Genomic DNA, 23241 nt, shown 5'->3' on the forward strand with positions numbered 1-23241 from the left:
TCCGCAGACACGCCGCGCCGCCGCTACGCGGCGGAAACCTTGCCCCGCTCCGCGCGGCAGCGATGCCGATCGCTCCGCGATCGGCATGAGGGAGCCCGCTCCGCGGTCCCCCTCAAGAATTCACTCCGTGAATTCCCCTGTCTGGCTAGGGAGTTAAGGCTGTTGATTTCTGACCGTTTATCAGAAATCAACATAACGAATAGTCAGCACTGAAGGTCCGGCCAGCGATCAAACCCTCCGCCGCTACTGTTGCTCCTAGGAATCATTCGGGCGCCATGCCGACGGCCAACATGTGCGAGCTCGCGGCGAGCAGGTCCGGATACGGCTCCGCCAGCCGAGCCGCCTCCAGCGCCGCGCGGAACATCGCGGTGTCCCTCACCGACTCCCCCGAGTGCTGCTCGGCGCCCTTGAGTACGGCCCAGGCCGGGCCCTCGATCCCGTACACCTCCACACCACGGACACCAGCCGCCGTGAGTTCCTCGGCCAGGCCCTGAGCAGTGTGGAAGTACGCGGCGGTAAAGCCCTTCCGGCCGGGCTCGTGCACGCCTGTGCCCAGGATGTCGGTAACGGCGTCCCGTACACGGTCGATGTCGAGCAGCGTCGTGGCCACGTGCTCGAACAGCGAGGCGTACCGGCCGATGGCAGCCGCCGCGACCAAGCCGCCGGGCTTCACCGTCCGCAGGGCCTCGGCGAGCGCCCGGTCACGGTCCTGGCGTTCCAGAAGGTGGTAGAGCGGCCCCATCAGCAGCACGACGTCGTATGAGTTGTCCAGGGCAGTGAGTTTGCGGGCGTCGCCGAGCTCGGCGGTCGCCCCCGTCTTCACTGCCTGATTGACGTGGCGGGGCACGGGATCCACGACGTGGACGGTGTAGCCGTCTTGGATGAGCCACCGGGCGTGAATACCAGGGCCGCCTCCGACGTCCAGGACCGTCGCCGGGGAGGGCGGCAGATGGCGGTGCAGGATCTCCTTCGTGCGCACGAGTTCCAATAGCCCGTCGGCACTGGAGGTGAGTCGCGTCGATTCGTCAATGGTGTCGGTGTAGAAGGCCAGAACTTCAGGTGCGACTTGGGGTTCTGGTGTCATATCGGAGATGCTCTATCTTGATCGGTCAACCTGTCCAGTCTCTGAGGAGTTTCCCCATGGTCGCCCTCAAGTACGAACTGATCGCCGACTCGTTGCGCCAGCGAATCGCTGACGGCGAGTTCACTCCCGACGATCTATTGCCCTCTCAAAGGGACTTGAGTATGCAGTGGAACGTCAGTCGGGCCACGGTGATCAAGGCGTACGACGTCCTGATACAGGACGGCCTGGTCGTCGCCCGGCAAGGACAGGGCTTTCGGGTCACCACGACGCCGCTGGCGCGCCCGGCCGGCGGAAGGAAGGCCGGGACTGCCCGGACAGCAGGCGGGCGCGCCTTCCAGATCGTCGGCACTCCCGCGCGATACGTCCCACCGGGCCATGTCGCCGCCGCTCTCGGCCTCCGTGACGGGGAGTCGGCGCTGCGCCGTGACCGACTGGTCCAACTCACGGACGGCTCGCCGTTCTCCCTCGTACAGGCATGGTTCCCGCTGGAGGTCGCAGATCTGTGCCCGCGGCTGGCGGGGACAAAGCAGATCTTGGAAGGAACGACTCGCTACGTCACCCGTATGACGGGCCGAACGGTGTCGCGCGGGGTGGACATCAAGACCGTGCGGCTTGGGACGGCGGAAGAGGGAGCCTTGCTGGAGCGGGCACTGCCGTTCTCTGTCGCGGTGCTGCTGCACACCGCGTACGACCAGGAGGAACGCGCCGTGGTGGTCGAGAACGGCGTCACGCCTGGAGACCTCTGGGAAGAGACCGATACGTACTCAATGCACAACGTCAAGTAACGCCTCGTCATATGTCATACAAGGTACGCTTGTTGACGGCCTGTTGACTGGACCGGTCCACCGGTCCAGTATGTTGCTTGCGGCCCCACCGCGAGTCACAGACCACCGCTTCGGCAAGGAGCAGACCCATGAGGAAACCGTCATCCGCCGCAGAGCCGACGCTCCTGGGAAGTCCCGGACCTGAGGTCCCTGCCGTCGCCGGCGCTGACAGAGCGGTATCAGACTGGCTTGCGGCCTCCCTGGACAATCCGGCGAAGGCCCACCGCGAGTGGGATAGCGGCGTCGCCCTGCTGCGCACCGGCCTGACCTTCGACGCGATCCGTATCCCGGCCCCGGTCATTCACGCAGCCGCAGCCAGCGAAGACCCCGACACCGTCAGCGCGTTCCTCGCCGACAACCTCAACCAGGGCGCCGTCATCCACGACGCCTACACCGTCGGTGTCTCCTACTACGCCCTCGTCCCCGCAGGCACCCACGCCAACTGGCGGACCTCCGGCACCCCTTGCCTGCCACCTGGCACATGGCTCGGTGTGCCACACCCCAGCCGCACCGCCCGGCCCGGACCCTACTGGGCACTCCCACCCCACAGCCCAGGCGACCTCTGCACACCACTCGCCCTCGTCACACTCATCGCCGTCGGCCACATCCAACTCCACCAGCTATCGATGCCGTCCTGACAACCACTGCACTGGTTACGAGGTGACCTGCGTTGGTTCAATTCCGCGCCATGATTCAGGCGTACGGACGGCTCGTACGAGCAGGCTGCTCCCGCTGATCGCCGAGCGCCTGAACCCCGGCGGAGTCCTGTGACGCTCACCGGACCACCTCCCCACCGGGCCACATCTGGTGGTCGGGGTGGCGGGTGATCTCGGCGGTCGCCCGCCGGACCCGCTGGTGCTCCCGGTCCTGGCGGGCCACCTCACGATCAGCACGCCACGCGTCGCAGAGATCGCATCCCGGCGCACCGGCGCCCAACACCACGGAACGCGAAGGGCAATACCCTCTCCGCCCCCACATCCACGACGACTTCTGGTCCGCCCCCGCCACGGGCGGCCCGAGCCCTCAGAGACCCTCCCCCAACTCCGGGCGATAGAGCCCCCGTTACCGTTTTCCTGGCCCCGCAATGGCGCCTCCGGCCTTCGGGCCCGGCCCAGGGTGACGAAGAGGGTGGCCGGGAGTTCAGCGGCTAGTGCCAGGTCTGGAAGGGGCTCCTGGGGTTGTGGGTGCCGCAGGGGAAGGTGCGCAGGTGGTGGGCGGGGCTGTCGTCCAGGCACAGGCCCGTTGCCTGGTTCTTGAACTCGACGGCTCCGTCCGGGTAGCGGTGGACGATCCAGCTCTGGTCCTTGGCCTTGTCGCAGGGGTGGGGTGCGGCCTTGCCCCGGGGGTAGTCGGTGAGGCAGAGCCTGGTCTTGGAGTTCCGCAGTTCACGGGTGCCGTCAGCCCAGGGGTGGACGTTCCACTTCTGGTGGGTGTTGCCCTGGATGCAGGTGTACGTACGGACGCCGCTGGTCTCGCTGTCGTCCAGGCACGCCGAGGTCGCGGCGTTGCGGAAGGTCTGGACGCTGTCCGCCGCCTCGGCCGGTGCCGCTGCTTCAGCGGTGACACCGGCCGAGGCCAGAGCGGTGGCGAGCAGGACGCCTGCCAGGGCCGCCCGGATCCGGGTCCTGTTCGTGATCGTGTGCGTGTGCGTGCTGCTGTTCGTGGTGGTGGTCATTGTTGGTCCTTGTCGTTGTGACAGGTGTCTGTCGCGGTTCGGGGCGCTCCCGCCTCGCTGTTTTCGGCGGGGCGGGAGCGGGCCTTGCGCGGCGTGGCAGGCGATTGCCGTGCGGTGCCGTGAGACGGTGCGGGGATCCGGCGGGCAGGTCAGCCCGTGATGTTGACGGGGCGGTAGGCGTGGTAGCCGTCGCGGCCGTTCACGCCGTACGAGTGCTGCTTCCAGCGGGTTCCTACGCCGCCGGCCTGCTCGTAGGACTTGTAGACGGTGTGCGTGTTGTTGGCCCAGCCGTCGAAGATGACGACGTGGCGCTCGTCGGCGCTGTTGCTGTTGGCCTTGATGACCAGGTCGCCGGGGGCGAGCTGACTCATGGCGATGGGGCGGGTGTAGGCGCTCTTCTTGAGCTGGACGGTGTTGGGGCCGGGCATGGACAGGCCGAGGGCCATGGAGGCGTAGCCGGAGCAGTCCTGCCGGTAGCCGCCCTTCCAGTACTTGTTCTGGAAGTACGGCACGGGCCGTCCGTTGTTGGCGGTCAGCCAGGTCTTCGCCCGCTCCAGTACCTGTGCGCGGCTGATGCTAGGAGCGGCCTGGGTGAACTGGCTGTGCGGGGAAGGGGCGCTGATCGTCCGGGTCGCCGTGGGCGGCGCCGCCGGCGCCGAGGGGGCGGTCAGCGCGGCTGAGCCGACGCAGACTGCGGCGGTCAACGCCGCCATGCCCCAGCGGCGGGTGGTGTTCTTGGAGATGTTCTTGGACACGCTGGTTCTCCGACTTCTCGTAGGGAAACACGCCGGTCGGCAGGGAAGTGCGACCGGTCGGAGGCGCGCGGGCTCGGGTGATGCTCGGTTGCCGGCCCTGGCAGGTGAGGAAGTGGGCTCTTTCGCCCCTCACCCGCCGTCACGCCCAGGCCCTCGCCCTCGCCGCGAGCGCAGGGGTTCCCGCGGTCTCATGGGTGGCGAAGGGGGGGTGATGAGGAGTCTGCGGGGGCGTGTCGGGGTGCGGCAAGGTTGTCCCGGTTGCTTCACCAATGTCGGGATCCCTAGGCTTCTGACCTGCTGGGACATGACCATCCCGGGACAAGCGCGGCGGGCCGCAGGACCATGCGCGCGGCGGGCCGGAAGGGGCGAACATGACGGGCGTCGACGGGCAGCAGGCCAGTGCGGTCAAGCAACTGGCGCGGGCGCTCAAGGAACTGCAGCAGCGGTCCGGGCGCACGCTGCGTTCTCTGGAGGCGGAAGTGATGGCCAGCGACTCCTCGCTGTCGCGCTATCTGACGGGCAGTACGGTCCCGCCGTGGGCCACGGTCGAGGCTCTGTGCCGGGCCCTGGAGGTGGATCCCGCGGAGTACCGGCTGCTGTGGGACGCGGCGAACCGCTCCCAGCCCAAGCCGCCCGGAGCCCCCGGACCCGCCGCCGCACCGGGGCCGAGGTGGCGGCCGCGCCTGGCCGGGACCCGGGCCCGCGGCCGCTGGGCCTGGGGGGCTTGGGGCGCCTTCGTCGGCCTGCTGCTCGGCGCCGTACTCGCCTCGTCCGTCCTGCTCACCGACTCAGCGCCGGAGCGGAAGCCGCCGCAGGCGCAGCCGGCGGCCCAGGAGGCCCCGCGCGGGGCGCCGGCATCGCACGACGAGGTCCGCACCTTCATCAGCCGCGCAACGGGAAACAGCCTGGACCACAGCCTCGACAAGGGGTTGCGCTTGTACGGGCCCAACGGAATGAGCTACCAGCGCTGGACCGTTCACCCGCTGCCCGACGGCGCCAGCCAACTGCGCAACCACGCCACGGGAGCCTGCCTGGACAGCAGCGGCTCCGGATTCGACGCCCGCGCCTGCGGCGGGGCCGCGTCCCAGAAGTGGTCGCTCACCCGGTGGGCCGACGAGTCGGTCCAGATCAGGAGCCGCACCACCGGCGCATGCCTGGACGACGGCGGCAACGCCGGGCTGCGCGCCCTGCCCTGCAACCGCTCCGCATCGCAGAGATGGGGCTGACGCGCTGACGGGGCGGTTCAGGCGACTTCGGCGCTGTCCAGCTCCGCGTAGTTCTCGCCCTTGGACAGGCGCACGGTGTTCCAGCCTCCGCGCAGGTCGAGGGCGACAGCCGACTTCTCCCAGTGGTCCCAGCCGTGGTGCGGATAGGTCACGGCACCGGCGGCTCTGCCGTTGACCGTCAGGCCGTGCGAGGCGGGGGCCGGGGCGTCCGCGCCGTCCCGGGAGCCGTTGGCGTACCGCACCCAGAGAGTGTGGGGGCCCGCCGACGCGGCGAACACGGTGAACTCGACGAAGCTGTCCGGGTAGTCGATGTGGCCGACGGCCCGCCCGTCGAGCGCACCGGCGGCCTCGCGGACGGCCGCGTGGTTCACCCGGGCGTTCTCCGCCTGGTAGACCACCTTGCTGCCCCGGACCACGGGGTAGCCGTTCGCGAAGCCCAGATCCGCCGCGTACATGACGCGCCGCCGTGTGCCGTCGTCCCGCCAGCCGTGGAAGACGATCCGGTCCTGCCCGTCCGGCCCGGTCACCACGTCCTGGCCGCCGGGGCCGCGTACCGCGCCGTCGAAGGACGCCGTGGTCATCAGGGGTACGTCCGCCTTGGTGTACGGGCCGGTGAGGGCGGCCGCCACGGCGTAGCCGGTCTTGTACTGGTCCTCGCCGTAGAAGTCGGCCGAGTAGAACAGCACATAGTGGCCGTCCCGCTTGACGAGGGTGGGGGCCTCGACCACCTTCCACTCCCACTCGCGGTCCTGCCTGATGAGCCCGATGGGCTCGCCTTCCGTACGGGTACCGTCCCAGGAGACGGCCTGGAGGTGGATCCAGGTCTCCATCTCGCAGCAGTTGCCGTCGTTCTTCCACAGGAGGTAGCGCCGGCCGTTCTCCGTGTAGCTCGCGGCGTCGATCGCACCGCCCCGGTCGGCCGGGCACACCAGCGGCTTGTCTCCCACGGGGCGGAACGGGCCGTCGGGGGAGGCGGCCAGGGCCACGCCGATGCACTGTCTGTCGCCGGCACGGTCGTGGGCGGTGTAGTGCATGGTGAAACCGTGGCCGTTGTCGAAGACCTCGGGAGCCCACACCAGTTTGTGGTCCGGCTCCGCCCACGCCCCGACCTCGGGCAGCGCCGCAGGCCCGGCCATCGACCAGTGCACCAGGTCCCGGGAGGTGGCGTGCTGGATGTACGTGCTGCCGTCATTGCTCGCGTAGGCGTGGTACGTGCTGCCCACCTTCACGATGTCCGGGTCGGCGAATTCCCGGTCGAGGACGGGGACCGCCGCACCGGTCCCCGCCGGAGCCGCAGGCGGGGCCCCGACCTCGAACGCGACGGCGGCCAGCACCGCGAGACAACGTCCGAACCGGCGCACGCCCGAGGAAAACACGTTCTCGACTCCTTCGCACAGGACCTGTTCGTCCGATTCGCACAGGACCTGCCCGCCCGAAAGCGGAAAGCCGGCGGGCACGGCGGTACCCGCCTCGCGCCACTGGTGAACGACGCAGCCCCGCACGGGTAATGCCCGGTGCCCGGATGGTCGGCGCGCCTACTGGCGGGCTCGCCGAGCCGGGCGGGCGCTCGCCGACGGGACCGCGAGATCGTCCTCTCCCCCGGCTGTCCCGTCGTACGATCTTCGAATGGTCAAGCGCAAGGTGGAACGACGAGCCCGGAAGATCCTGGGCGAGGACCCTGTAGCCCTCGTGTGGTGCGGCATAGGCAAGGCGATCCCGACGCCGCCCAAGGACGTCCACCGAGCGGCGGGAAAGGGACGGCTCAAGGGGCGACACCACTGGCTCCTCTACGTGGGCGCCGTACTGGGGTTCTTCATCATCATCCCGTGGTACCTCCTCGACACGCTGGGCAAGAAGATCGACGGGCATCCCAGCTCCAGGCCCGCACAGGGCCGGCAAGTCCGACAGACGACCGAGGGCGACACCCGCCCGCCGACGCCGCCGACGCCGACGCCGACGACAACGGCCGACCGGGACCCGGCCGAGGGAGTCTTCGACGGAGACTGGAGCCTGACCGCCGGCCAACTACTACTGCGCTGGTACTCGCAGTCCCCCAACCCGCGACGCCTCGTCCTGCTGGCTCGGGACCGGATCTGCGTGGCCGCCTCACCCCGCCGCCATCTGTCGCCCACCAAGGCCGACGACTTCCAGATTGTGACGGAGTTCAGCCACCACGAGGCGCGCATCGAAGCGGAGACCGGTCAACCACGCGGTTTCGCGACCTTCCGCATCCACTTCGCCGACAGTTCATGGCTGGAACTCCGCCAGCTCGCCACACCCCAAGACGCGGACCACTTCCTCAGCACTGCCGGCGCTGCCGGCGGCTGACACCGGAACATGGGTCTCATCCCTGCCAGTCCGGGTTGCGCAGGCATTCGGTGGTCAGGTCGACTGTCACCTGGTTGAAGGCCGGTGCCTCGGTGGGGCGTTCATGGCTCGCGGCGACGGTGGCCATGCCTGAGCCGGGCATCTTCAGCCGCGCGGAGACCTCGCCGTTCACCGGTGCGATGTCGTCAGGTCGTGGCCCTTTCCATCCTTTCCGCTCCATCCGCGTGACGACTTCGCGTACGAGCCGCGTCGGCGTGCGCTTGTCCGACGGGGACGCGTAGAGGGTGATCCGGGCGGACCCGATGACCTCGCTCTCGTCCTCGGAGTCGCCGATGAAATCCGTGGGGTGACACGCGTCGCGTCCCCCGGCGATCTCTTCCGGTTCGATGTGCGGGTCAACGGACTTCACCGCGTCCAGGGCAGGTGGGTACATCGCATCCCATGCCTGCCTGTCCGAGCGCGCGGAAGGGTCGACGCGGCCGGCGCAGGCTGTTGCGGCGCCCGCGATGGCGAGCAGGGCTGCGGTGCGCAGAGCCCAGGTGAGCGGCAGGGAGCGAGACATGCCTCCACCTCATCGCGGTGCGGCCGCCGTGTCATGAGTGCTGGTACTCAAGGTCGGCTGTCCGGGGCCGTGTGGTGCCTGGCTCGGGTCGTACCAAGTCTCGGCGTGTCTTTCGCCCGGTGCGCGGGCACGGAATACACGTTCGCAACCGTCGCACGTCTTCCGGCGGGATGGACGCGATGGGTGACCGCAGGCAAAAGGCCCTGGCCTCCATAGGGAGGCCAGGGCCTTTGTACATGTGAGCGCTGGGCAGGCCTTGCACCTGCATCTCCCCACAGGAAGTGGGGCGCCTTTCCTTGGACCACCAACGCCGGGCCCGCAGCCGCTTGTTGCTGCTACAAGCTCAAGATCCAATATAGCGCATCCCCCGCGCCCCACGCACACCCGAGCGCCCCACGCTGCCGGAACACGGCGCCCGCCAGTGAGAGGCGGTCAGCCGCGGCGGGAGAAGAATATGGTGGACGCGACGTAGACGGCGCCGGACACTCCGCACAGGACGTCCCAGGGGTGGCCGCTGTGTCCGCGGATCAGCTCGGTCACGAATCCGGCCAGGAGCACCAGCACGAGTACGTTCATGGTGAACGCGGACGCACGCTGGTTGATGGCGTGGCGGCGCTCGTCCGTGGCCTCGCCGCGCAGCAGGGCGGCGGCCTCCGACCGGCGGGATGCCGTGACGAGGATCAGCACGTAGACGGCCATGACGACGAAGCCGGCGGCAGCCATCCCGGGCTCATGCCGGGCCATGAAGATCGCGATGTAGCCGACACCGATGGCCAGGCCCAGGGCCGGAACGCCCCAGCGCTGGCCGCGCGTGGCCTCGGGCTTGTGGTCAATCGACATGGAAGATCTCCTCCACCGTTTTTGCGAAGTAGCGGGCCATACGGATGGCCAGGGGCAGCGACGGGTCGTAGCGGCACTGCTCGATGGCGTTGATCGTCTGCCGGGACACGCCGAGCGCCTGCCCCAACTCCTGCTGGGACAAGCCCTGGGCCACGCGTAGCTGACGTAGATCGTTCCGCATGTATGGAAAGTAGGCTTTACAGCTGGGGGATGTCAAGCGTCCTTTACATCGCGTCGTGGTGGGCGGATCGGGTCGTCCTGCCCCGCACCCTGCGCACCGAGCCCGGGTCCGGGGCGACGCCCTGTGTGAAGGAACCGCCGCCCCTCCCCCGGCGTCCGAGGGCTTGGAGTTGAGCAAAGAGGCTCTTTTGCTTGTGAGTTGACGGACCATCACCGGATCGAGCCCGATGGGGCGCGGGTGGCTGCGGGGGCTGCCCGGGCGGCCTCGTCCGCCGGCTCGGGTCGACCCCGCTCGGCCGCCCCCGGCCGGCCCCGCGCAGAATGCGGGCATGCGTATTCCTACCGAACTCGTCCGGCTCGACGGCCAAGTCCACGCGTGGCTCCCTCAGTTCCCGGGCACCTGGGGTATGGCGAACTGCATCGTGGTGACCTCCGGCGCCGAGACCCTGCTGGTGGACACCCCGTACACCGCTGATCTGACGCGGGCGCTCACCGCGGCGGTGCGACGGGTGGCCGGGCCGGGTGCGCGGGTGTCGACGGTCGTCAACACGCACGCCAACGGCGACCACAGCTACGGCAACGGCCTGTTCCCGGACGCGGAGATCATCAGTACCGACGCCAATCTGGCGCATCTGTGCGCGGAGCCGACGCCGGGGCAGCTGCAGGCGATGCTGGACGGGTGCCGGGCCGAGGTCGCCTTCGAGCGGTATCTGCTGACGCACTTCGGGCGGTACGACTACGGCGGCCTCGAAGTCGCCCCGCCCACACGGACGTTCAGCGGCCGCCTGGACCTGCTGGTCGGGTCGATGCCGGTCGAGTTGTACGAGGTGGGGCCCGCGCACACCGTCGGGGACCTGATCGTGCATCTGCCGCGGAGCGGGGTGGTGTGCGCCGGGGACGTGTTGTTCGTCGGGGACGTGCCGGTGCACTGGGCCGGGCCGCTGAGCGGGGTCGTCGACGCGTGCCGGCAGATCCTCGACCTGGATCCGCGGGTGGTGGTTCCGGGGCACGGGCCGGTGGTGGGGCAGGCGGAAGTGCGCACGTACATGGCGTACATGGAGGAGCTGCGGGGGCGGCTGCACGAGCTGTACGGCGCGGGTGTGGACGTCGAGGAGGCATCGCGGGTGCTGCTGCGGGAGCACCGGCGGGCGGGGCTTGGACTGTGGGAGCGGCTGGCGGTGCTGGCGGCGGTGGAGTACCGGCATCTGGGCGGCGTCGAGGAGCCGCTCAGCCTGGTCGAGGTGCTCGCTTCGGCGGTGCGGCTCGCGCCGGACTGCGTACCGGCGGTGGTGGCTTCGCGCGGGGAGCTGACGGCGGGGCTGGCGGAGCTGGGGGTGGCGGCTGTGCCGCCTGGGCCGCGGGACGGTGGGGCTGCTGTGGCCGGGGATGGGGCGGGTGTGGTGCCTGGGGATTGGGCGTACTAGGGGGCGGCTGAGGGGTGGGTGTGCGGTGCTGCGCGAGCCGTAGGTCGACGTCCGGCCCGTCCCCCATCGGCGCGCGGGAGAACCGTCGGCGCCAGCCCCTCTGCCTGCCCCGCCCCCGGCCCCCGCCGTGACGGCAACTCGGCCTGCCGCGCGGGTCGTTACGGCGGCCGCGCCGTGCGCGGGCCGGTCAGGGGCGGTGCACGGGGCGGATCATCGCCGTGTACACGGTGGGGTCGCCGGGTCCTCGGTGGTTGGCGACGCTCCGGTACCCCCAGGTCTCGCAGACGGTCTGGAGCGCCCCGGCGCCGATGGCGGAGTCCACCAGGAGCGTTACGCGCTCCTCCGGCCGGAGTGAGAGCCATATGTCGTGGAGCTGCGCTGCGACGCCGGTGCCGCGCCAGGGCTCGCGGACGACGACCTCGCTGAGGACGGCCGTCCGCTGCCCGCTCTCCCTGGTGACGTACTCCGGCAGCGGCACGATCACGTTCGTCCACCAGTCGGTGTCGGCCGCGAGGGAGAAGCCATGGCAGTACCCGACGGCCCGGCTTCCTTCGTACGCGATGGCCGTCATCCAGCCCGGCTCGGCGACGGCCGCCTGGAGGCGCGCCTCGGACTGCTCGGCGTCGGAAGCCTCGGCCTCCGTGTGCACTTCGAGCAGGCTGTGCTTGACGTACGGGAGGTGCTGGGCGTCGGCCAGGCTGTACTCGACTGTCACGGATGTCGTCCTCTCGCCTGCGGTGGGCCGGTGAGCCGTGCCAGTGAGTCACTCGGCTCCGGCGAGTCGGCCGCACCAGGCTAGCCGGAAACCGACCGCCTGCGCTGTTTTGGCCTCTCCCCCGTCGGCCCTGTGCTCAGTAGATCTGGAGGTTGGCCCCGAACAGGCCGAGTCCGGCCTCGGCTGCCTGTCGCCACTGTCGCAGGGGGCCGTCCAGGACGTTCTCGTCCGTACTCTCGTCGAGCCAGTTCTGGTCGTCGGCTGCGGCCCGTTCCTCGGCGGTGAACGTCAGCGCTCGCTCGACTTCCGGCAGGGTCGCGCACACCTGCGCCGAGGTGAGCAGGAAGTTGCCGCACCAGCCGGGGATCCGTGCCGCCCGGACCGGTCCGATCGCATGGAAGAAGGCCCTCAGCGCGAAGTCCTTGCTCTGCACGGAGAGGAACATCCGGTCGGGGGACTCGTCGGGTTCCCATACGTCGTCGACGATCCAGAAGTCGTCCTCCGGGCCCGCGCCGCCGTACAGCTGCTGGATGTGCTCACCGGGCGCGGTCAGCTCGCAGAACGAGTCGACGGCAGCGGCCGTCTCGGCGTCCGCGCCGTACCACGTACGGTGACTCGGCAGCGGAGCCCGCTGCCATCGCTGCCACCGCTCCCGCGCGTACGGAACGTCGCGCTCGGCCGCGATCAGTGGCAGTACCCGCGGGGCGAGTTCGCCCACCACGCTGTCACGGTGGGCGCTGATGGCCCAGGCCGAGGTGATACCCATCGCGCCACCGTACGGCAGACGACTGACAGCGCTCAGGCGGCTGCCATGTCCGCTCCGGCTGAGCGGAGTCGGAGCAGCTCGACGTCAAGTCCGACGGCCGGGCGACTGGTCCTGTCCCCCGACCGTGACGTTGCGTGGATCCGCCTGCCGTCGACAAGAGTCGATGTGACTGAGCGCTTCAGTTGGCCCGATTGGCCAACTGACGCACTCAGTCTGCACAACCCCGGTTACGGGTGTTTCAGGCTACGAAGGCCGGTGCTGCAGGCGCTGACCAGTACTCGCCCAGCCACGCTTCCAGGGACGTCAGCCCGGGGTGCTGTGCACGCAGCGTCGCCAGGTCGGCCTTGAAGCCGACCGTGTTGAACCAGTCGAACATGGCGGCCAGCTCCTCGCTGTGGGCGCGTACCTGCTCGATCGGCTGGGAGGTGAAGCGGACCGGACGGGCTGCGGTGCGAGCGAAGGCTTCGGCCAGCTGCGGGCCGGTCAGTTCGTCTGCGGCGATCTCGACGGTGCGCCCCAGGTAGTCGGCCGGGGTGTCGAATGCGTCGGCGGCGATGCCCCCGATGTCGCCCGGGGTGATCATCTGGAGCTTCGTGTCCGGGGCCAGCGCCATCGTCAGCGTGAGCTCGCCATCCACCCACTGGGGGCCCAGGTGCTCGAAGTTGGTGATGAAGAAGGTTGGCCGCAGGATCGTCGCGGGCAGGCCCAGCGCCTCGATGTGCCGCTCGACTGCGCCCTTGCTCGCGAAATGCTTCACCTGGCCGGGGCGGTCGGCTCCGTCGACGGAGCTGTAGAGGAAATGCGCGACGCCCGCGCGGGCGGCTGCCTCCGCGACCGCCTCACCCTGGCGGATTTCGCCGGCGAAGCCATCCGGCCCAGCGAAGGTCTGCACGCTGAACACGCCGTACGCGCCACGCAGGGCCGCATCCAGCGATGCTACATCGTCCAGGTCACCGCGGACCAGGACGGCGCCGGCCTCCTTCAGCGCCAGCGCCTCGGGCTTGTCCGGATCACGGACCAGCGCGTGCACCGTCCAGCCGCGAGACAGCAGTGCGCGCGCGGTGGCGCCACCCTGTCGGCCGGTCGCACCAGTCACCACAATGACGCGGTTGTCAGACATCTAAGGCTCCTCGGTAGCGCAGGTCCGGGTGCCTTGAGCGGCATCCCCCGGTGCCCAGAACCCTGCCTCCTCAACCAGAGTTGAGGTCAAACCCCCGTGGCCTACCTCATAACCACCAGGCCACCGTCACCCCACGCCGCAAGCGAACCATCGCGCTCAGCGAGCCGACTCGGGCACTAAAGGACCAACTGAAGCGCTCAGTCACAGTCGACTTCCCAGGCCGGTTTTCGAGGCCGCCCGGGCGGATCCCGAAACCACACGGCGCTGTGCAGCTCCCTGACGGCCCCGCGCAAGCTCCCGGACCCGATCACACCAACTCCCTCCCGAACGGGCGCCACAGGCCCTCTCACGCGAGTCGCCTCTGTGCCGGTATGCCAGTTTCTGCCTTCATTCATCCGATGTACCGAAGATCTGCACGTCATCCTTGAACCCACCACCGTCTGCCCCGAGCCGCGCTCGTCGGGCTGAGCAGGGGCGGCCGCCCTTGGGCCGCGCGGCTCCTGGCGGAGAGCTGATCAAGGCGATGGTGGAGGAGAACGTGACACGGCGAGTCATCAGCGAGCGGCTCTTCCCGCACTCCCCCGACCGCGACGCCGAATCAAGGCTGGGCCGCCGCATCACGGCGCCCACCCTGGTTCTCCATGGTGACCATGGCCACCCGGAGGTCGAAGTCATCGCCAGCCGGCGCATCGCCGACATCCCCAACGCCCATGGCCAGGTCATCCCCCATGCCGACCGCACCTGCCGCTACGCGCCCCCGCACGGCTGACCGCCCTGCTGCTGGCGCATCTGCGCTGAGGGCTCCCCCGGCTCCGGTTATCACGGCGTGATAAGTCAGTTGCTGATGCCCGATGGGCTCGCTTACCTATCACGCCGTGATAATCCGGCTGCCTCCTCGGGGGCTGCTCGCCACGCCTGAGGCGGCGTGATGGCTCCCCTGTCGACGTACTGATGTACCGGTACGCCGAGGTGCCCGCCGGGCCGTCAGTCAGCCGTTGCCGGTTCCGTTCTGGTGGCTTCTCGGGCCGCCTCTTCCTGGAGCCGTTCCAACATCCGGTTGCGCTCCGCGGAGGTCATCCGCGAGATCGCGATCTCGGCACATGCGACGCCGTCGTTCCACGGCATCTTGACGACGGGCCGGGCGCCGGGGCCGGAGTTGGTCTCGGGGCGCGGGGCGGGGAGGTCACTGCCGTGGACGGGGTCGGGTTCGGCCTCCGACCTATCACGGCGTGATAGGTCGGCATCGGGCGTGGAGTTATCACGGCGTGATAGGTCCGTGTCGGCCCTGTGGGTATCACGGCGTGATAGGTCGGCGTCGTGTGCAGGGCTGTCGTGGCGGGATGGGGCGGGGTCGGTCGGTGGGGTATCACGGCGTGATAGGTCGGCCGCTTCGCCGGGTTCGGCCTGGGGGTACAGCTCGACCTTCTGGCCGCGCGCCAGGGCGACGATGGCCGAGGTGCTGTCGTTCGGTGCGAGGTCCGGGATCATCGATGAGCTATTACGGCGTGATAGTTCGGCTGCTCGTCGGGTCGCCTCGCGGCGTTCGTCCGAGGCGGTGGCGCGGGCGTCGGCCTGTTCGCGCTGCTGGTCGGCGGTGTACTTGGACAGGTTCCGTACATGCTCGACCTTGCGGCGGCCCTCGACCAGGTCGGCCTGGAGTTCGGGGGTCAGGTCCAGGACGGACAGCTTGGAGGAGATCGTGGACTGGGCGATGCCGAGCCTCTTGGCGGCGCGGTTCTGGGAGCCGTAGAACTCGACGAGTTTCTTGAGCGCGTTCGCCTGCTCCAGCGGGTTCATGTCGTCGCGGTGGACGTTGGCGACGAAGGCCGCTTCGAGGAGCGCCTCGTCCGTGGAGACGAGGGCGTTGTCGACGCTGACCCGGACGGTCGGTACGCCGGCGAGCTTGGCGGCTGCCAGGCGGCGGTGGCCGTCGATGACGATGAAGCGGGTGTCGGGGTCGAGGTCGTCTGCGCGGTCGGGGCGTTCGCGCAGATAGGCCTCGACCGAGGCGATGGTGATGGCGTTGACGAGGCCGATCTCGCGGATGCTGTCGGCCAGGCCGTCCAGGTCGCGCAGTTGCTCGCGCGGGTTGTCGGGGTTCTGGCTGATGCGGCCGACGGGGAGCTCTGTGGGGTCGGGGACGCCGGCGGTCGGCGCTACGGTCGCGGCGCCGATCGCGGCGCGCCGGGCGGAGACGGCCCGGGCCTGGCCGAACGACGTGCCTGCTCCGAGGTCCTTGGCTTTGCTCACTTGCTGATCTCCCGGGCGAGGGCGCGCAGCCCGACGGACTGGTCGCAGCGCGGGGCGTACGACAGGAGCGGACGCTTGACCCGTACCGCTTCCTTCTGCTCTTTCAGGTCTCCGATGACGCCGACGACACGTGGGTCCTTGATGTCCATCCAGGACTGGAGGGAGGAGGTGGCGATGTACCCGCGCCGGGCGTCGTAGTGGTTGACGACGATCCCGAGGTAGTCGAGTTCGAGCGCGAGGTCGGTGCGCATGTCCTCTATCTGCGACGTCAACAGGTCGTAGGCGTCCGCGCTGCTGTCCTCGGCCTGGACGACGATGAGCGCGCCGGAGTTGCCGGGCACCTCGTCGGGGCGGCGGCGCCCGTAGTACGCGGCGGCATCCATGCTGAGGCCGAGGCTGGGCGGGCAGTCGATGAGGATGACGTCGTAGTCGGCCTCGACGGGGGCGAGGGCACGTTCGAGGGCGGCCTCGCGGGCGCGTACCGATGCCAGGCGTACGTCGAGGAGGAAGGCGTCGGTGCAGGCGGGCAGGAGGTGGAGGCGGTCGCCGAAGCGGTCCTCGTCGATGGCGACGATCACGTCGCGCAGCTCGCCCTTGGCGTCGCCGGCCATGTGGTTGGTGAGGGAGTCCCCGCCCATGGGCAGTGGCTCCTGGCCGAGCTGCTTGGTGAGGTGGCCCTGCGGGTCGAAGTCGACGAGCAGGACGCGCTGGCCGAGGCCGGGCAGGTCTTCGAGGGCGAGGGGGTCGTAGCGGTCGCCGCCGTTGTCCGTGTCCGTGTCATCGGCTTCGTCGAGGAGGGCGGCGAAGTGCTTGGAGACGCGTACGGGCATGAGGACGGTGGGGTCTTCGGCCAGGGCCTCGCCCGTCCCGGCGGTGATGGCGGTCTTGCCCACGCCGCCCTTCTGGTTGCAGACGACAATGCGCCGCACGATCGCGGGCCGCCGTACGGCCGGGGCGGGGTGGTGGTCGAGCCATACCTGTACGGACTGGGCGAGGCCCTGGATGAGGGAGACGCCCCGGTCCTTGCAGTCGGCGCGGAAGCCGGTCCACTGGGTGGCGGGGAGGAAGGTGGCGAACGATTCGGCGCCGGAGGTGTCGATGGGGGAGAGGTTCGAGCCGAGGCTGCGCCAGGTCGTGATGCCGGTCTCGACGGCTTCCTGGATGTCGACTCCGAGCTGTGCCGCGCGGATCTTCAACTCCTGGCGGAGCCGCAGGGGGAGCTTCGAGACGACCTTCTCCCGGTCGCTTCTGGTGGCAGGTGAGGTCATGAACGTAACCCTACTAACGTTGTAGATCGTTTGATGGATCGACACGTTAGCTTTCTGGCTTTGCGGGCGGGGAAGTTGGGGTGATTGGGGTGAATCGGCCGATGTGGTGGTGAAGTGCGGAGTGGGGGAGGGGAGTTATCACGGCGTGATAGGTCCGGTGCTGGAGGCTGACCTATCACGCCGTGATAACTCGGCTCTCCCGGCTTGGTTGCGGCCGCTGACCTATCACGCCGTGATAGGTCAGCCTCGCGTCACCTTGTTCTGCCTCCGTGCGCGTCGGCTGGCACGTCGGGCTTCAGGTCGTGGGCCGGCTCCAAGCACCCGGAGCCGGGGCCTTCCCGGTCACAGCAGGGCCGCCAGGCGCTGAACGCTGCGGCTGCCCTCACGACGCACGCCCAGGGGGATCAGGGCGGCGCGGGTCGGCAGGCGCACCCCTCCGGTGAATGCGACCCGCGTGCCCAGTCCGTCGGGCGCTGCAGCCACGCCGAGCAGCAGGAAGCGGCTCTGCAGCCAGCACCAGCCGGGGCGCTGCACCCCGCGCAGTCGTGCCCGCATCCCGTACTTGCTGCGCGCCAGCGCCTCTACGCGCTCGCCCTGACGACGGACGACGCGCAGCCGCTCCATGTCGGGCACGACCTGCCCGAAGGCGCCTTCCAGGTCACCCAGCAGGGCCCAGACCTGCTCGAAGGGGGCATCGATGTGCGCCTCGGTCACGTGGGCCCCCCGAATGCCGCCGACCAGGACGTGCAGGCGGCGTACGGGGTCGAGGTCGGTGGTGGGCCAGGGCTCGTTCATGACATCCACGCCTTCCGGAAGGTGTCACGGGCCCGGTGCAGCCGCGACTTGACGGTGCCCGTGCGCACACCGAGCAGGGCGGCTGCGGTGCGCTCGTCCAGGCCCTCGACGTCGCGCAGCATCAGCACCGCGCGGTGCTCGGGGGAGAGCCGGTCCAGTACGTCCCTGATGTCGGCGGAGAGTTGGGGGTCGCCGCGGGCGGGAAGCGCGCTGAGATCGGCCGGTACGGTGCGGGCGGCGCGGTGCGCGGTGCGGATCGCCTCCCGTACCGCGATGGCACGGACCCAGCCGCGCAGTGCGGCCGGGTCCCTCAGGGTGCGCAGCGACTTGAAGACCGCCACCAGGGCCTCCTGCGCGGCGTCCGCGCCCTGGCTCAGGGCTATGGGCGCGCAGACGCGGCCCACGTATGGGGCGAGGACGTCCAGGAGTTCGGCCATGGCGAGGGTGTCGCCACGCTGGGCAGCTCGCACTAGCCGGACCGTCCGGTCATCTGGTTGTTCCTCAGGCACGGGCCGCATCCTTCCATCGCGCCACGCGCAGGGCGGCGACGGCCAGGGCGGCGCACAGTGGGGTGTAGAGGATGAGGTTGAGCCAGTAGAAGGCGGTGCCGGTCTCCTTGGCGAACAGCCAGTAGATCCCCGCCAGAGCGCGCAGCGAGAGGCTTGCGGCCACGGCCAGGGTGGCGAGGCGGAGGAGCAGGTGGTGGGGCCGGCGAGCGTGGGCGAGGACGAAGGCGGCCGCGGTGATGAGGAGGGCGACCAGGGGAAGCAAGGTCGGTGGTGTGAACGGCACCTCCGTCCCGAGAACCGCGTGGGACAGGCTCTTGTCGTCGGCCGCGGGCCAGGTGGCTCCCGTCGTCCAGTACAGGTGGAGCACAGCGTCCACGGTGAGCACCGAGGCGACGAGCGCGGCGGCGCGGGTCGGGGCGGGGGTGTGGGGGCGGTACGGCATGGGTCCTCCAACGGCGGCGAGGGAATTCCGTCGCCGTGTTGAGGAGCCGTCCACGCGAAACGTTCCCTCGGAGTACGCGAAATCTCAGCACCGGTGGCGGCCTTCACGGTTCGCCCCCCAGGGACGGGGCTCTCCGCCGGCAGCTATGGCCTCTTGGGGTTATCACGGCGTGATAGGTCGGGCCTGGGTCTCGCCCAAACGGGCGTGCGCTAGGTCAGGGCTACGTACAGGACGCCCAGCAGGCCGTAGATGCCCGTCACCACTCCGCCCCAGGAGAGCGCGGCGAGGATCTTGCTGCGGTGGCGGATCGCGTACGGGTCGCTGCGGGCGTGGGACTTGCTGAGGCGGGTGCGCAGGGAGCGGTAGTCGGTGAGGAGGGCTGCCGACGTCGACGTCCAGCAGACGAACAGCAGGAGGAGGAACAGGTCCAGGACGCTCATGGGTGCCTCGGGGTGTCTGCTCGGAGCATCGGGGTGCGGGTGTGGCGGCGGCGTTCGCCGGGGTGGAAGACCAGGATCGTCATGCGGGCGCCTGGGGCGGCCATCGGCTGGGCCGCGCACAGGGTGACCCAGCCGGGGCCGAGCGCGAGGTGGTGCAGGGGGCGTTCGTCGCCGTCGAGGGGGAGGTGGGCGCCGGCCCGGTCGTAGATGCGGGAGGAGACGGTGTCGGCGAGGACTTCCTTCTCGATCTGTTTGAGCGTCTCGTCGTGGGGGTCGGCCGCGAGCGCGCCGCGCAGATGAGGGAGGGCGAAGGGGGCCCAGGAGTTCTCCCAGTCGGCCAGGACCGAGCGGGCGGTGCGGTCGAGGGCCATCCAGCGCATGGTGTTGTGCGGGGCGCGGCCGTCGGGGAAGAGGGCGGCGAAGGCGGAGTTGAAGGCGAGGAGGTTCCAGGAGCGGTCGTGGACGTACGCCATGTGCGTGATGCCGTCGACGGCTTCCTGCCAGACCCCGGAGATCTCCTCACCGGACCGCGAGTTGAGGGGGTAGGGGGGATCCTGGCCGAGTCCGTACCGCCACAGGGCGATCCATTCCTGCTCGTTCATGCCCAGCAGGCGGGCCACGTCTTCGAGGAGGTCGGCGGGCGGGTTGCCGTAGCGGCCGGACTCCAGGCGCCCGTAGGTGTCGGGGGCGCGGTGCAGCAACTGGTCGATCTGCGCCTGGGAGAGGCCGGGCGCGCGCCGGCCCTGGCGGGTGGGCCGGTTCAGGCCGTGGCTCTCGGGTGTGATGAGTGCGCGGCGTTCGCGCAGCAGGCCGCGCAGAGCAACCTTGTCCATGAAACGTGTTCCCCGTGCGTGGGCGGCCCCCGGCAGAAGGGCGCCGCCGCGGTGAGCTGTGCCGGTGCGGGGTACGGGGATCAGCAGCCCCAGGCGGAGTCCCGCCGTACGCCCGGGGCGGGTTGTGGAGCGCCGTGGGGCGACAGCGGTGTCGCGGGTGTGGCCGTGGGTGCCTCGCCGTGCCGCATCGGTGCTTCCTCTCGTACGCCGTGGCGCGGGCGGCGGGGGGAGGAGTGGCAGCAGCCTCCCCCCGCCGTACAAACGTCCTGCACACGGAACGGGATCGAACATCGGCCGTCCGTGCGAGCGTTTTCGGCCGGGCCCTGGCGGGGCGCCCCGGCGGGGCCGGGTCCCGTACAGGCCCACCGGTACGCTGCCTGGTCGGACATGCGGCGATCAAGCGGTGGCGGCTGCGTGCGTACGCCGGGCGTACGCACGCAGCGCATCGACGGGGGCATACCAGGTGGAGAGCGACAATCCGGCGCGGCGCAGGGACCGTCTGCCGCCGGAGGCGGTCGAGTTGTACGGGCGGATCACCCGGCACGAGCCACTCACCCCCGAGGACGGGCCGGTCCTGGACCGGCTGCGGGAGCGGGGCCTGGTGGCGGTGGACGCCGATCTGCCGGACATCCCGATCGCGCTCGACCCGCAGGAGGCGGCCCGGCGGCAACTGGACGCGGACCTGCGGGAGATGGCGGCGCGGGCGGCGCGGATGGCGGCGATACCCGAGGACGCGGACGAGCTGAGCGTGCACTTCGAGCGGGCCAAGTGGCGTTCGGGGCGCGGTTCGGAGTTCCTGACGGAGCCGGGGCTGGTCAACGCCCGTATCGAGCACGCGATCAGTCAGGCGCAGGGCGAGCTGCTCACGGCCCAGCCGGGCGGGCCGCGCAGCCGGGAGCTGCTCGCCATCGCCATGGACCGGGACAGCCGGGCGCTGGAGCGCGGGGTGAGCGTACGCACGCTGTACCGCGACAGTGTCCGCGACGACGAGGCGACGCGTCAGTGGGCTCGGGTGATGACCGGCAAGGGCGCTCAGTTCCGTACGCTCATCGGGCCGTTCCAGCGGTGCATCATCGTGGACCGGCGCACCGCGTTCGTCTCCGACCACATCGTGAACTCGGTGCCCAGCCATGCCGCCTGGCACGTCCTGGACCGGGCGGCCGTCGCGTACATGGCGGAGGGCTTCGACCAGGAGTGGCGGCGCGCGGAGATCTGGCACGGCGATCCGCGGGCCTCGGACGTGGCGGCGGGGGCGCGTACGACCCGGCTTCAGCGGGAGATCCTGCGGGACACGGCCGCGGGGATCGAGCAGCGGATCACGGCGCAGCGCCTGGGCATCGGGCTGCGTACGCTCTCGAAGGAGATCGGCAAGCTGCGTGAGCTGTGGCAGGTGTCGACGCTGGCGGAACTCACGTATCGCTGGGCGCTGTCGGCGGAGCGGCTGATCGACGACGATTGACGGCACCGGCGGGGGGCCCTGACTGTCTGCGGGCCGGTGGGGGCTGGTCGCGCAGTTCGCCGCGCCCCTCAAGGCAGAAGGCGTCCCGGCACCTCCTGCCTGCGAGGAACGGGGTTGGATCCACTGCCCCCACGGTTTTTAGGCGGAAAAATCATCGGGAGAAAACGCGGTCTTCTCTGTTGCATGCTGAGCCCGGCCGATCGGAGAAGCCCGCAGCCTGGGGCTACTTCGGTCCGTACGTCCGCTGTCACGGGGGACTGCCATCCGTGCGCATGCCAGAACCGGCAGTGCAGGGCCTGTCGTCGGGTCCTGCCGGGCATCGCGCGGGGCCGGGCATCCGAGCCGGGATGCCCGGACGCTGCCGAGTCTCGGCACGCCTCCCGTGCCCAGCGCCGGCGTGCCCGGCGCCCGTCCCGCCCCCATGTCCCGGCGCGGACGGTCGCCCGAAAACCCTGAATTCCCCGAATTCCCGGAGTTGTTGGCGAAACGTCTCACCAGCAACTTGAATGCGCCCATGCACAGACGGGGAGACGGCGGAAGCAGCACAGCCCTGGACAGCCGCCTGCGGGCCCGGCTGTACGCGGGGTTCGCCTCCGCCCTGCTGACGCTGAACGCGGCCGCCTGCGGGCCCTCAGCCACCTCGGACGCGCCCGAGGACGACAAGGGCCGCCCAGCAACCCGTACGGGCTTCTCCGTCCGCTACGAGCCCCCTTCCGCCCCCGACCGGGCCAACGCCGCCTTCCTGCGCGGGCGCAGAGTCCTGGAGCAGGCCTTGGCCGACGTCAACGCGTTCAGCCACGCAGAGGCCGTGGCGGCGATCGGCCGCTCCTGCGGGGGAGAGGGCTCCGCCTACGACCCCGGGGCGCGGCGGATCGAGATCTGTTACGACGACGTGGCGCAGGAGCGGGAGCTGTTCGAGGACGCGGGCGTACGGCCGGCCGACGACGAGGTCACCGCCGTACTGACAGAAACGTTCTTCCACGAGGCCGGGCACGCCCTCGCCGACGCCCTCGGCCTGGACCTCGGCGACCGGGCCGAGGAGGACGCCGCCGACCAGTTCGCGGCCCTGATGCTGATCCGCAGGGGCGCGGCGGGGGAGGGGCAGTTGCGGGTGGCGGCCCGGGAGTACGAGCTGTCGGCGGCCGGGGAGGCGGGTGCGGGCCCAGCGGGCGGAGGGGCCCGGGACGAGCACTCCTCGGACCTCGTCCGCGCCACCAACCACCTCTGCTACCTCTACGGCGCCGATCCCACCCGTAACACCGACCTCGTCGGCACCAAGCTGCTCTCCCGGGAGCGGGCCGGTCGCTGCGGGGAGGAGTGGCGCGGGGTGCGCGAGGCCTGGCAGACACGTCTCGCTTCGGTCGCCGCACCCAGCGACTGAAGCGACCGGAGCGACTCAAGGCCAAGGAAGGCAAAAAGAAGGCCCGGCAGCACGGAGACCGGCCGGGGTTGCGGTTGTCGTAGCGACTGAAGCGACCGAAGCGACTGAGGCCCGAACCTCTTGGCGTGTCCCGGACCAGTCGGGGGAGCAGGTGCGGCGCTCGGTCGCTTCAGTCGCTACGACAACCGACCCGAGGGGCTCTTCAGTCGCTGCCGTTCGGTCGCTCCGCGAGCGTTCAGTCGCTGATTCGGGCGGCGAGGGTGACGGGTCCCGGGGGGTCCAGGGCGGGCAGCGACTGAAGCGAGCGACCCGGAAAAGTTCGGTCGCTGTTCAGTCGCTGCACCGAAACCGCAGGTCAGATGATG

At 70.1% G+C, this 23241-nt stretch carries 25 protein-coding genes; 8 read left to right on the plus strand and 17 right to left on the minus strand.

The genetic code is table 11. From position 1 onward, the window contains the following. Window positions 1-262: 262 nt before the first annotated feature. Window positions 263-1084 carry a class I SAM-dependent methyltransferase gene (locus tag OG965_RS39935; protein ID WP_331723550.1) on the minus strand — a complete coding sequence of 274 codons (822 nt, stop codon included), beginning with the start codon at window positions 1082-1084 and terminating at the stop codon, window positions 263-265. Between the two features lie 56 nt (window positions 1085-1140). Between OG965_RS39935 and OG965_RS39940 the strand changes: the two genes are divergently transcribed. Both OG965_RS39940 and OG965_RS39945 read left to right on the plus strand, forming a co-directional pair. Then, window positions 1141-1869, plus strand: coding sequence for a GntR family transcriptional regulator (locus OG965_RS39940; protein WP_331723551.1), 729 nt, complete (start codon window positions 1141-1143; stop codon window positions 1867-1869). A gap of 128 nt (window positions 1870-1997) precedes the next feature. Then, complete coding sequence (locus OG965_RS39945; protein ID WP_331723552.1) at window positions 1998-2546, plus strand: hypothetical protein; 549 nt, start codon at window positions 1998-2000, stop codon at window positions 2544-2546. 509 nt (window positions 2547-3055) lie between these two features. Here OG965_RS39945 and OG965_RS39950 read toward each other — a convergent pair. Then, window positions 3056-3583: an RICIN domain-containing protein gene (locus tag OG965_RS39950; RefSeq protein ID WP_331723553.1), complete on the minus strand. Its 528-nt coding sequence runs from the start codon at window positions 3581-3583 to the stop codon at window positions 3056-3058. Window positions 3584-3732: 149 nt separating this feature from the next. Further along, the gene (locus OG965_RS39955; RefSeq protein ID WP_331723554.1) at window positions 3733-4338 is read right to left on the minus strand and encodes a hypothetical protein; all 606 of its coding nucleotides are present in this window, start codon (window positions 4336-4338) and stop codon (window positions 3733-3735) included. Window positions 4339-4709: 371 nt separating this feature from the next. On the opposite strand from OG965_RS39955, the gene OG965_RS39960 reads away from it, so the two are divergent. Beyond that, on the plus strand, window positions 4710-5564 hold the full coding sequence (locus OG965_RS39960) for an RICIN domain-containing protein (RefSeq protein WP_331723555.1): 855 nt from the start codon (window positions 4710-4712) through the stop codon (window positions 5562-5564). 17 nt (window positions 5565-5581) lie between these two features. On the opposite strand, the gene OG965_RS39965 is transcribed toward OG965_RS39960, so the two are convergent. Next, entirely contained in the window at window positions 5582-6940 is a 1359-nt protein-coding gene (locus OG965_RS39965) for a family 43 glycosylhydrolase (protein WP_371657197.1), read from the minus strand. A 250-nt stretch (window positions 6941-7190) separates the two neighbouring features. Between OG965_RS39965 and OG965_RS39970 the strand changes: the two genes are divergently transcribed. Next, entirely contained in the window at window positions 7191-7892 is a 702-nt protein-coding gene (locus OG965_RS39970; RefSeq protein WP_331723557.1) for a hypothetical protein, read from the plus strand. Between the two features lie 16 nt (window positions 7893-7908). Here OG965_RS39970 and OG965_RS39975 read toward each other — a convergent pair whose 3' ends face one another. The 3 genes from OG965_RS39975 to OG965_RS39985 form a co-directional block, all read right to left on the minus strand. Further along, window positions 7909-8454, minus strand: a complete 546-nt coding sequence (locus OG965_RS39975; protein ID WP_331723558.1) for a hypothetical protein — start codon at window positions 8452-8454, stop codon at window positions 7909-7911. Window positions 8455-8886: 432 nt separating this feature from the next. Continuing rightward, entirely contained in the window at window positions 8887-9294 is a 408-nt protein-coding gene (locus OG965_RS39980; protein WP_331723559.1) for a DUF2178 domain-containing protein, read from the minus strand. Continuing rightward, the gene (locus OG965_RS39985) at window positions 9284-9475 is read right to left on the minus strand and encodes a helix-turn-helix transcriptional regulator (protein WP_331723560.1); all 192 of its coding nucleotides are present in this window, start codon (window positions 9473-9475) and stop codon (window positions 9284-9286) included. The genes OG965_RS39980 and OG965_RS39985 overlap by 11 nt, the downstream gene beginning before the upstream one ends. Window positions 9476-9803: 328 nt before the next feature. On the opposite strand from OG965_RS39985, the gene OG965_RS39990 reads away from it, so the two are divergent. Beyond that, on the plus strand, window positions 9804-10898 hold the full coding sequence (locus OG965_RS39990) for an MBL fold metallo-hydrolase (protein WP_331723561.1): 1095 nt from the start codon (window positions 9804-9806) through the stop codon (window positions 10896-10898). 187 nt (window positions 10899-11085) lie between these two features. On the opposite strand, the gene OG965_RS39995 is transcribed toward OG965_RS39990, so the two are convergent. The 3 genes from OG965_RS39995 to OG965_RS40005 all read right to left on the minus strand — a co-directional run bounded on the left by OG965_RS39995 (window position 11086) and on the right by OG965_RS40005 (window position 13499). Continuing rightward, complete coding sequence (locus OG965_RS39995; RefSeq protein ID WP_331723562.1) at window positions 11086-11613, minus strand: N-acetyltransferase; 528 nt, start codon at window positions 11611-11613, stop codon at window positions 11086-11088. A 136-nt stretch (window positions 11614-11749) separates the two neighbouring features. After that, complete coding sequence (locus OG965_RS40000) at window positions 11750-12379, minus strand: hypothetical protein (RefSeq protein WP_331723563.1); 630 nt, start codon at window positions 12377-12379, stop codon at window positions 11750-11752. Between the two features lie 238 nt (window positions 12380-12617). Continuing rightward, window positions 12618-13499, minus strand: coding sequence for an NmrA/HSCARG family protein (locus tag OG965_RS40005; protein WP_331723564.1), 882 nt, complete (start codon window positions 13497-13499; stop codon window positions 12618-12620). A gap of 538 nt (window positions 13500-14037) precedes the next feature. Between OG965_RS40005 and OG965_RS40010 the strand changes: the two genes are divergently transcribed. Continuing rightward, window positions 14038-14268 carry a hypothetical protein gene (locus OG965_RS40010; RefSeq protein ID WP_371657198.1) on the plus strand — a complete coding sequence of 77 codons (231 nt, stop codon included), beginning with the start codon at window positions 14038-14040 and terminating at the stop codon, window positions 14266-14268. Window positions 14269-14483: 215 nt separating this feature from the next. Here OG965_RS40010 and OG965_RS40015 read toward each other — a convergent pair whose 3' ends face one another. From OG965_RS40015 to OG965_RS40045, 7 genes are all read right to left on the minus strand, one after another. Then, window positions 14484-15749 (minus strand): ParB/RepB/Spo0J family partition protein, encoded by a 1266-nt coding sequence (locus OG965_RS40015; RefSeq protein WP_331723566.1) that lies wholly within the window; start codon window positions 15747-15749, stop codon window positions 14484-14486. Next, the gene (locus OG965_RS40020) at window positions 15746-17017 is read right to left on the minus strand and encodes a ParA family protein (protein WP_331723567.1); all 1272 of its coding nucleotides are present in this window, start codon (window positions 17015-17017) and stop codon (window positions 15746-15748) included. Before OG965_RS40020 ends, OG965_RS40015 begins: the two co-directional genes overlap by 4 nt. Before the next feature lie 342 nt (window positions 17018-17359). Next, entirely contained in the window at window positions 17360-17812 is a 453-nt protein-coding gene (locus OG965_RS40025; protein WP_331723568.1) for a hypothetical protein, read from the minus strand. Next, window positions 17809-18282: an RNA polymerase sigma factor gene (locus OG965_RS40030; protein ID WP_331723569.1), complete on the minus strand. Its 474-nt coding sequence runs from the start codon at window positions 18280-18282 to the stop codon at window positions 17809-17811. Before OG965_RS40030 ends, OG965_RS40025 begins: the two co-directional genes overlap by 4 nt. 31 nt (window positions 18283-18313) lie before the next feature. Continuing rightward, window positions 18314-18763, minus strand: coding sequence for a DUF3995 domain-containing protein (locus tag OG965_RS40035; protein ID WP_331723570.1), 450 nt, complete (start codon window positions 18761-18763; stop codon window positions 18314-18316). A 209-nt stretch (window positions 18764-18972) separates the two neighbouring features. After that, window positions 18973-19203 (minus strand): hypothetical protein, encoded by a 231-nt coding sequence (locus tag OG965_RS40040; protein WP_331723571.1) that lies wholly within the window; start codon window positions 19201-19203, stop codon window positions 18973-18975. Continuing rightward, complete coding sequence (locus tag OG965_RS40045; RefSeq protein ID WP_331723572.1) at window positions 19200-20036, minus strand: helix-turn-helix domain-containing protein; 837 nt, start codon at window positions 20034-20036, stop codon at window positions 19200-19202. The genes OG965_RS40040 and OG965_RS40045 overlap by 4 nt, the downstream gene beginning before the upstream one ends. 463 nt (window positions 20037-20499) lie before the next feature. Here OG965_RS40045 and OG965_RS40050 point away from each other — a divergent pair, with 463 nt between their 5' ends. Both OG965_RS40050 and OG965_RS40055 read left to right on the plus strand, forming a co-directional pair. Further along, the gene (locus OG965_RS40050) at window positions 20500-21495 is read left to right on the plus strand and encodes a hypothetical protein (protein ID WP_331723573.1); all 996 of its coding nucleotides are present in this window, start codon (window positions 20500-20502) and stop codon (window positions 21493-21495) included. Window positions 21496-22009: 514 nt separating this feature from the next. Further along, the gene (locus tag OG965_RS40055; RefSeq protein ID WP_331723574.1) at window positions 22010-22876 is read left to right on the plus strand and encodes a DUF4344 domain-containing metallopeptidase; all 867 of its coding nucleotides are present in this window, start codon (window positions 22010-22012) and stop codon (window positions 22874-22876) included. Window positions 22877-23241: the final 365 nt, after the last annotated feature.

Source organism: Streptomyces sp. NBC_00224 (genome assembly GCF_041435195.1).
In the GTDB taxonomy this organism is placed as follows: Bacteria; Actinomycetota; Actinomycetes; order Streptomycetales; family Streptomycetaceae; genus Streptomyces.

What these genes read in the sequence shown, in the direction of transcription:
- OG965_RS39975 (WP_331723558.1), bottom strand. Translation starts at nt 8,454, where the DNA reads ATGTCTCGCTCCCTGCCGCTCACCTGGGCTCTGCGCACCGCAGCCCTG.
- OG965_RS40005 (WP_331723564.1), bottom strand. Translation starts at nt 13,499, where the DNA reads ATGTCTGACAACCGCGTCATTGTGGTGACTGGTGCGACCGGCCGACAG.
- OG965_RS39970 (WP_331723557.1), top strand. Translation starts at nt 7,191, where the DNA reads ATGGTCAAGCGCAAGGTGGAACGACGAGCCCGGAAGATCCTGGGCGAG.
- OG965_RS39980 (WP_331723559.1), bottom strand. Translation starts at nt 9,294, where the DNA reads ATGTCGATTGACCACAAGCCCGAGGCCACGCGCGGCCAGCGCTGGGGC.
- OG965_RS40040 (WP_331723571.1), bottom strand. Translation starts at nt 19,203, where the DNA reads ATGAGCGTCCTGGACCTGTTCCTCCTCCTGCTGTTCGTCTGCTGGACG.
- OG965_RS39935 (WP_331723550.1), bottom strand. Translation starts at nt 1,084, where the DNA reads ATGACACCAGAACCCCAAGTCGCACCTGAAGTTCTGGCCTTCTACACC.
- OG965_RS39960 (WP_331723555.1), top strand. Translation starts at nt 4,710, where the DNA reads ATGACGGGCGTCGACGGGCAGCAGGCCAGTGCGGTCAAGCAACTGGCG.
- OG965_RS40020 (WP_331723567.1), bottom strand. Translation starts at nt 17,017, where the DNA reads ATGACCTCACCTGCCACCAGAAGCGACCGGGAGAAGGTCGTCTCGAAG.
- OG965_RS40055 (WP_331723574.1), top strand. Translation starts at nt 22,010, where the DNA reads ATGCACAGACGGGGAGACGGCGGAAGCAGCACAGCCCTGGACAGCCGC.
- OG965_RS39940 (WP_331723551.1), top strand. Translation starts at nt 1,141, where the DNA reads ATGGTCGCCCTCAAGTACGAACTGATCGCCGACTCGTTGCGCCAGCGA.
- OG965_RS39945 (WP_331723552.1), top strand. Translation starts at nt 1,998, where the DNA reads ATGAGGAAACCGTCATCCGCCGCAGAGCCGACGCTCCTGGGAAGTCCC.
- OG965_RS39950 (WP_331723553.1), bottom strand. Translation starts at nt 3,583, where the DNA reads ATGACCACCACCACGAACAGCAGCACGCACACGCACACGATCACGAAC.
- OG965_RS40045 (WP_331723572.1), bottom strand. Translation starts at nt 20,036, where the DNA reads ATGGACAAGGTTGCTCTGCGCGGCCTGCTGCGCGAACGCCGCGCACTC.
- OG965_RS40000 (WP_331723563.1), bottom strand. Translation starts at nt 12,379, where the DNA reads ATGGGTATCACCTCGGCCTGGGCCATCAGCGCCCACCGTGACAGCGTG.
- OG965_RS40025 (WP_331723568.1), bottom strand. Translation starts at nt 17,812, where the DNA reads ATGAACGAGCCCTGGCCCACCACCGACCTCGACCCCGTACGCCGCCTG.
- OG965_RS40035 (WP_331723570.1), bottom strand. Translation starts at nt 18,763, where the DNA reads ATGCCGTACCGCCCCCACACCCCCGCCCCGACCCGCGCCGCCGCGCTC.
- OG965_RS39990 (WP_331723561.1), top strand. Translation starts at nt 9,804, where the DNA reads ATGCGTATTCCTACCGAACTCGTCCGGCTCGACGGCCAAGTCCACGCG.
- OG965_RS39985 (WP_331723560.1), bottom strand. Translation starts at nt 9,475, where the DNA reads ATGCGGAACGATCTACGTCAGCTACGCGTGGCCCAGGGCTTGTCCCAG.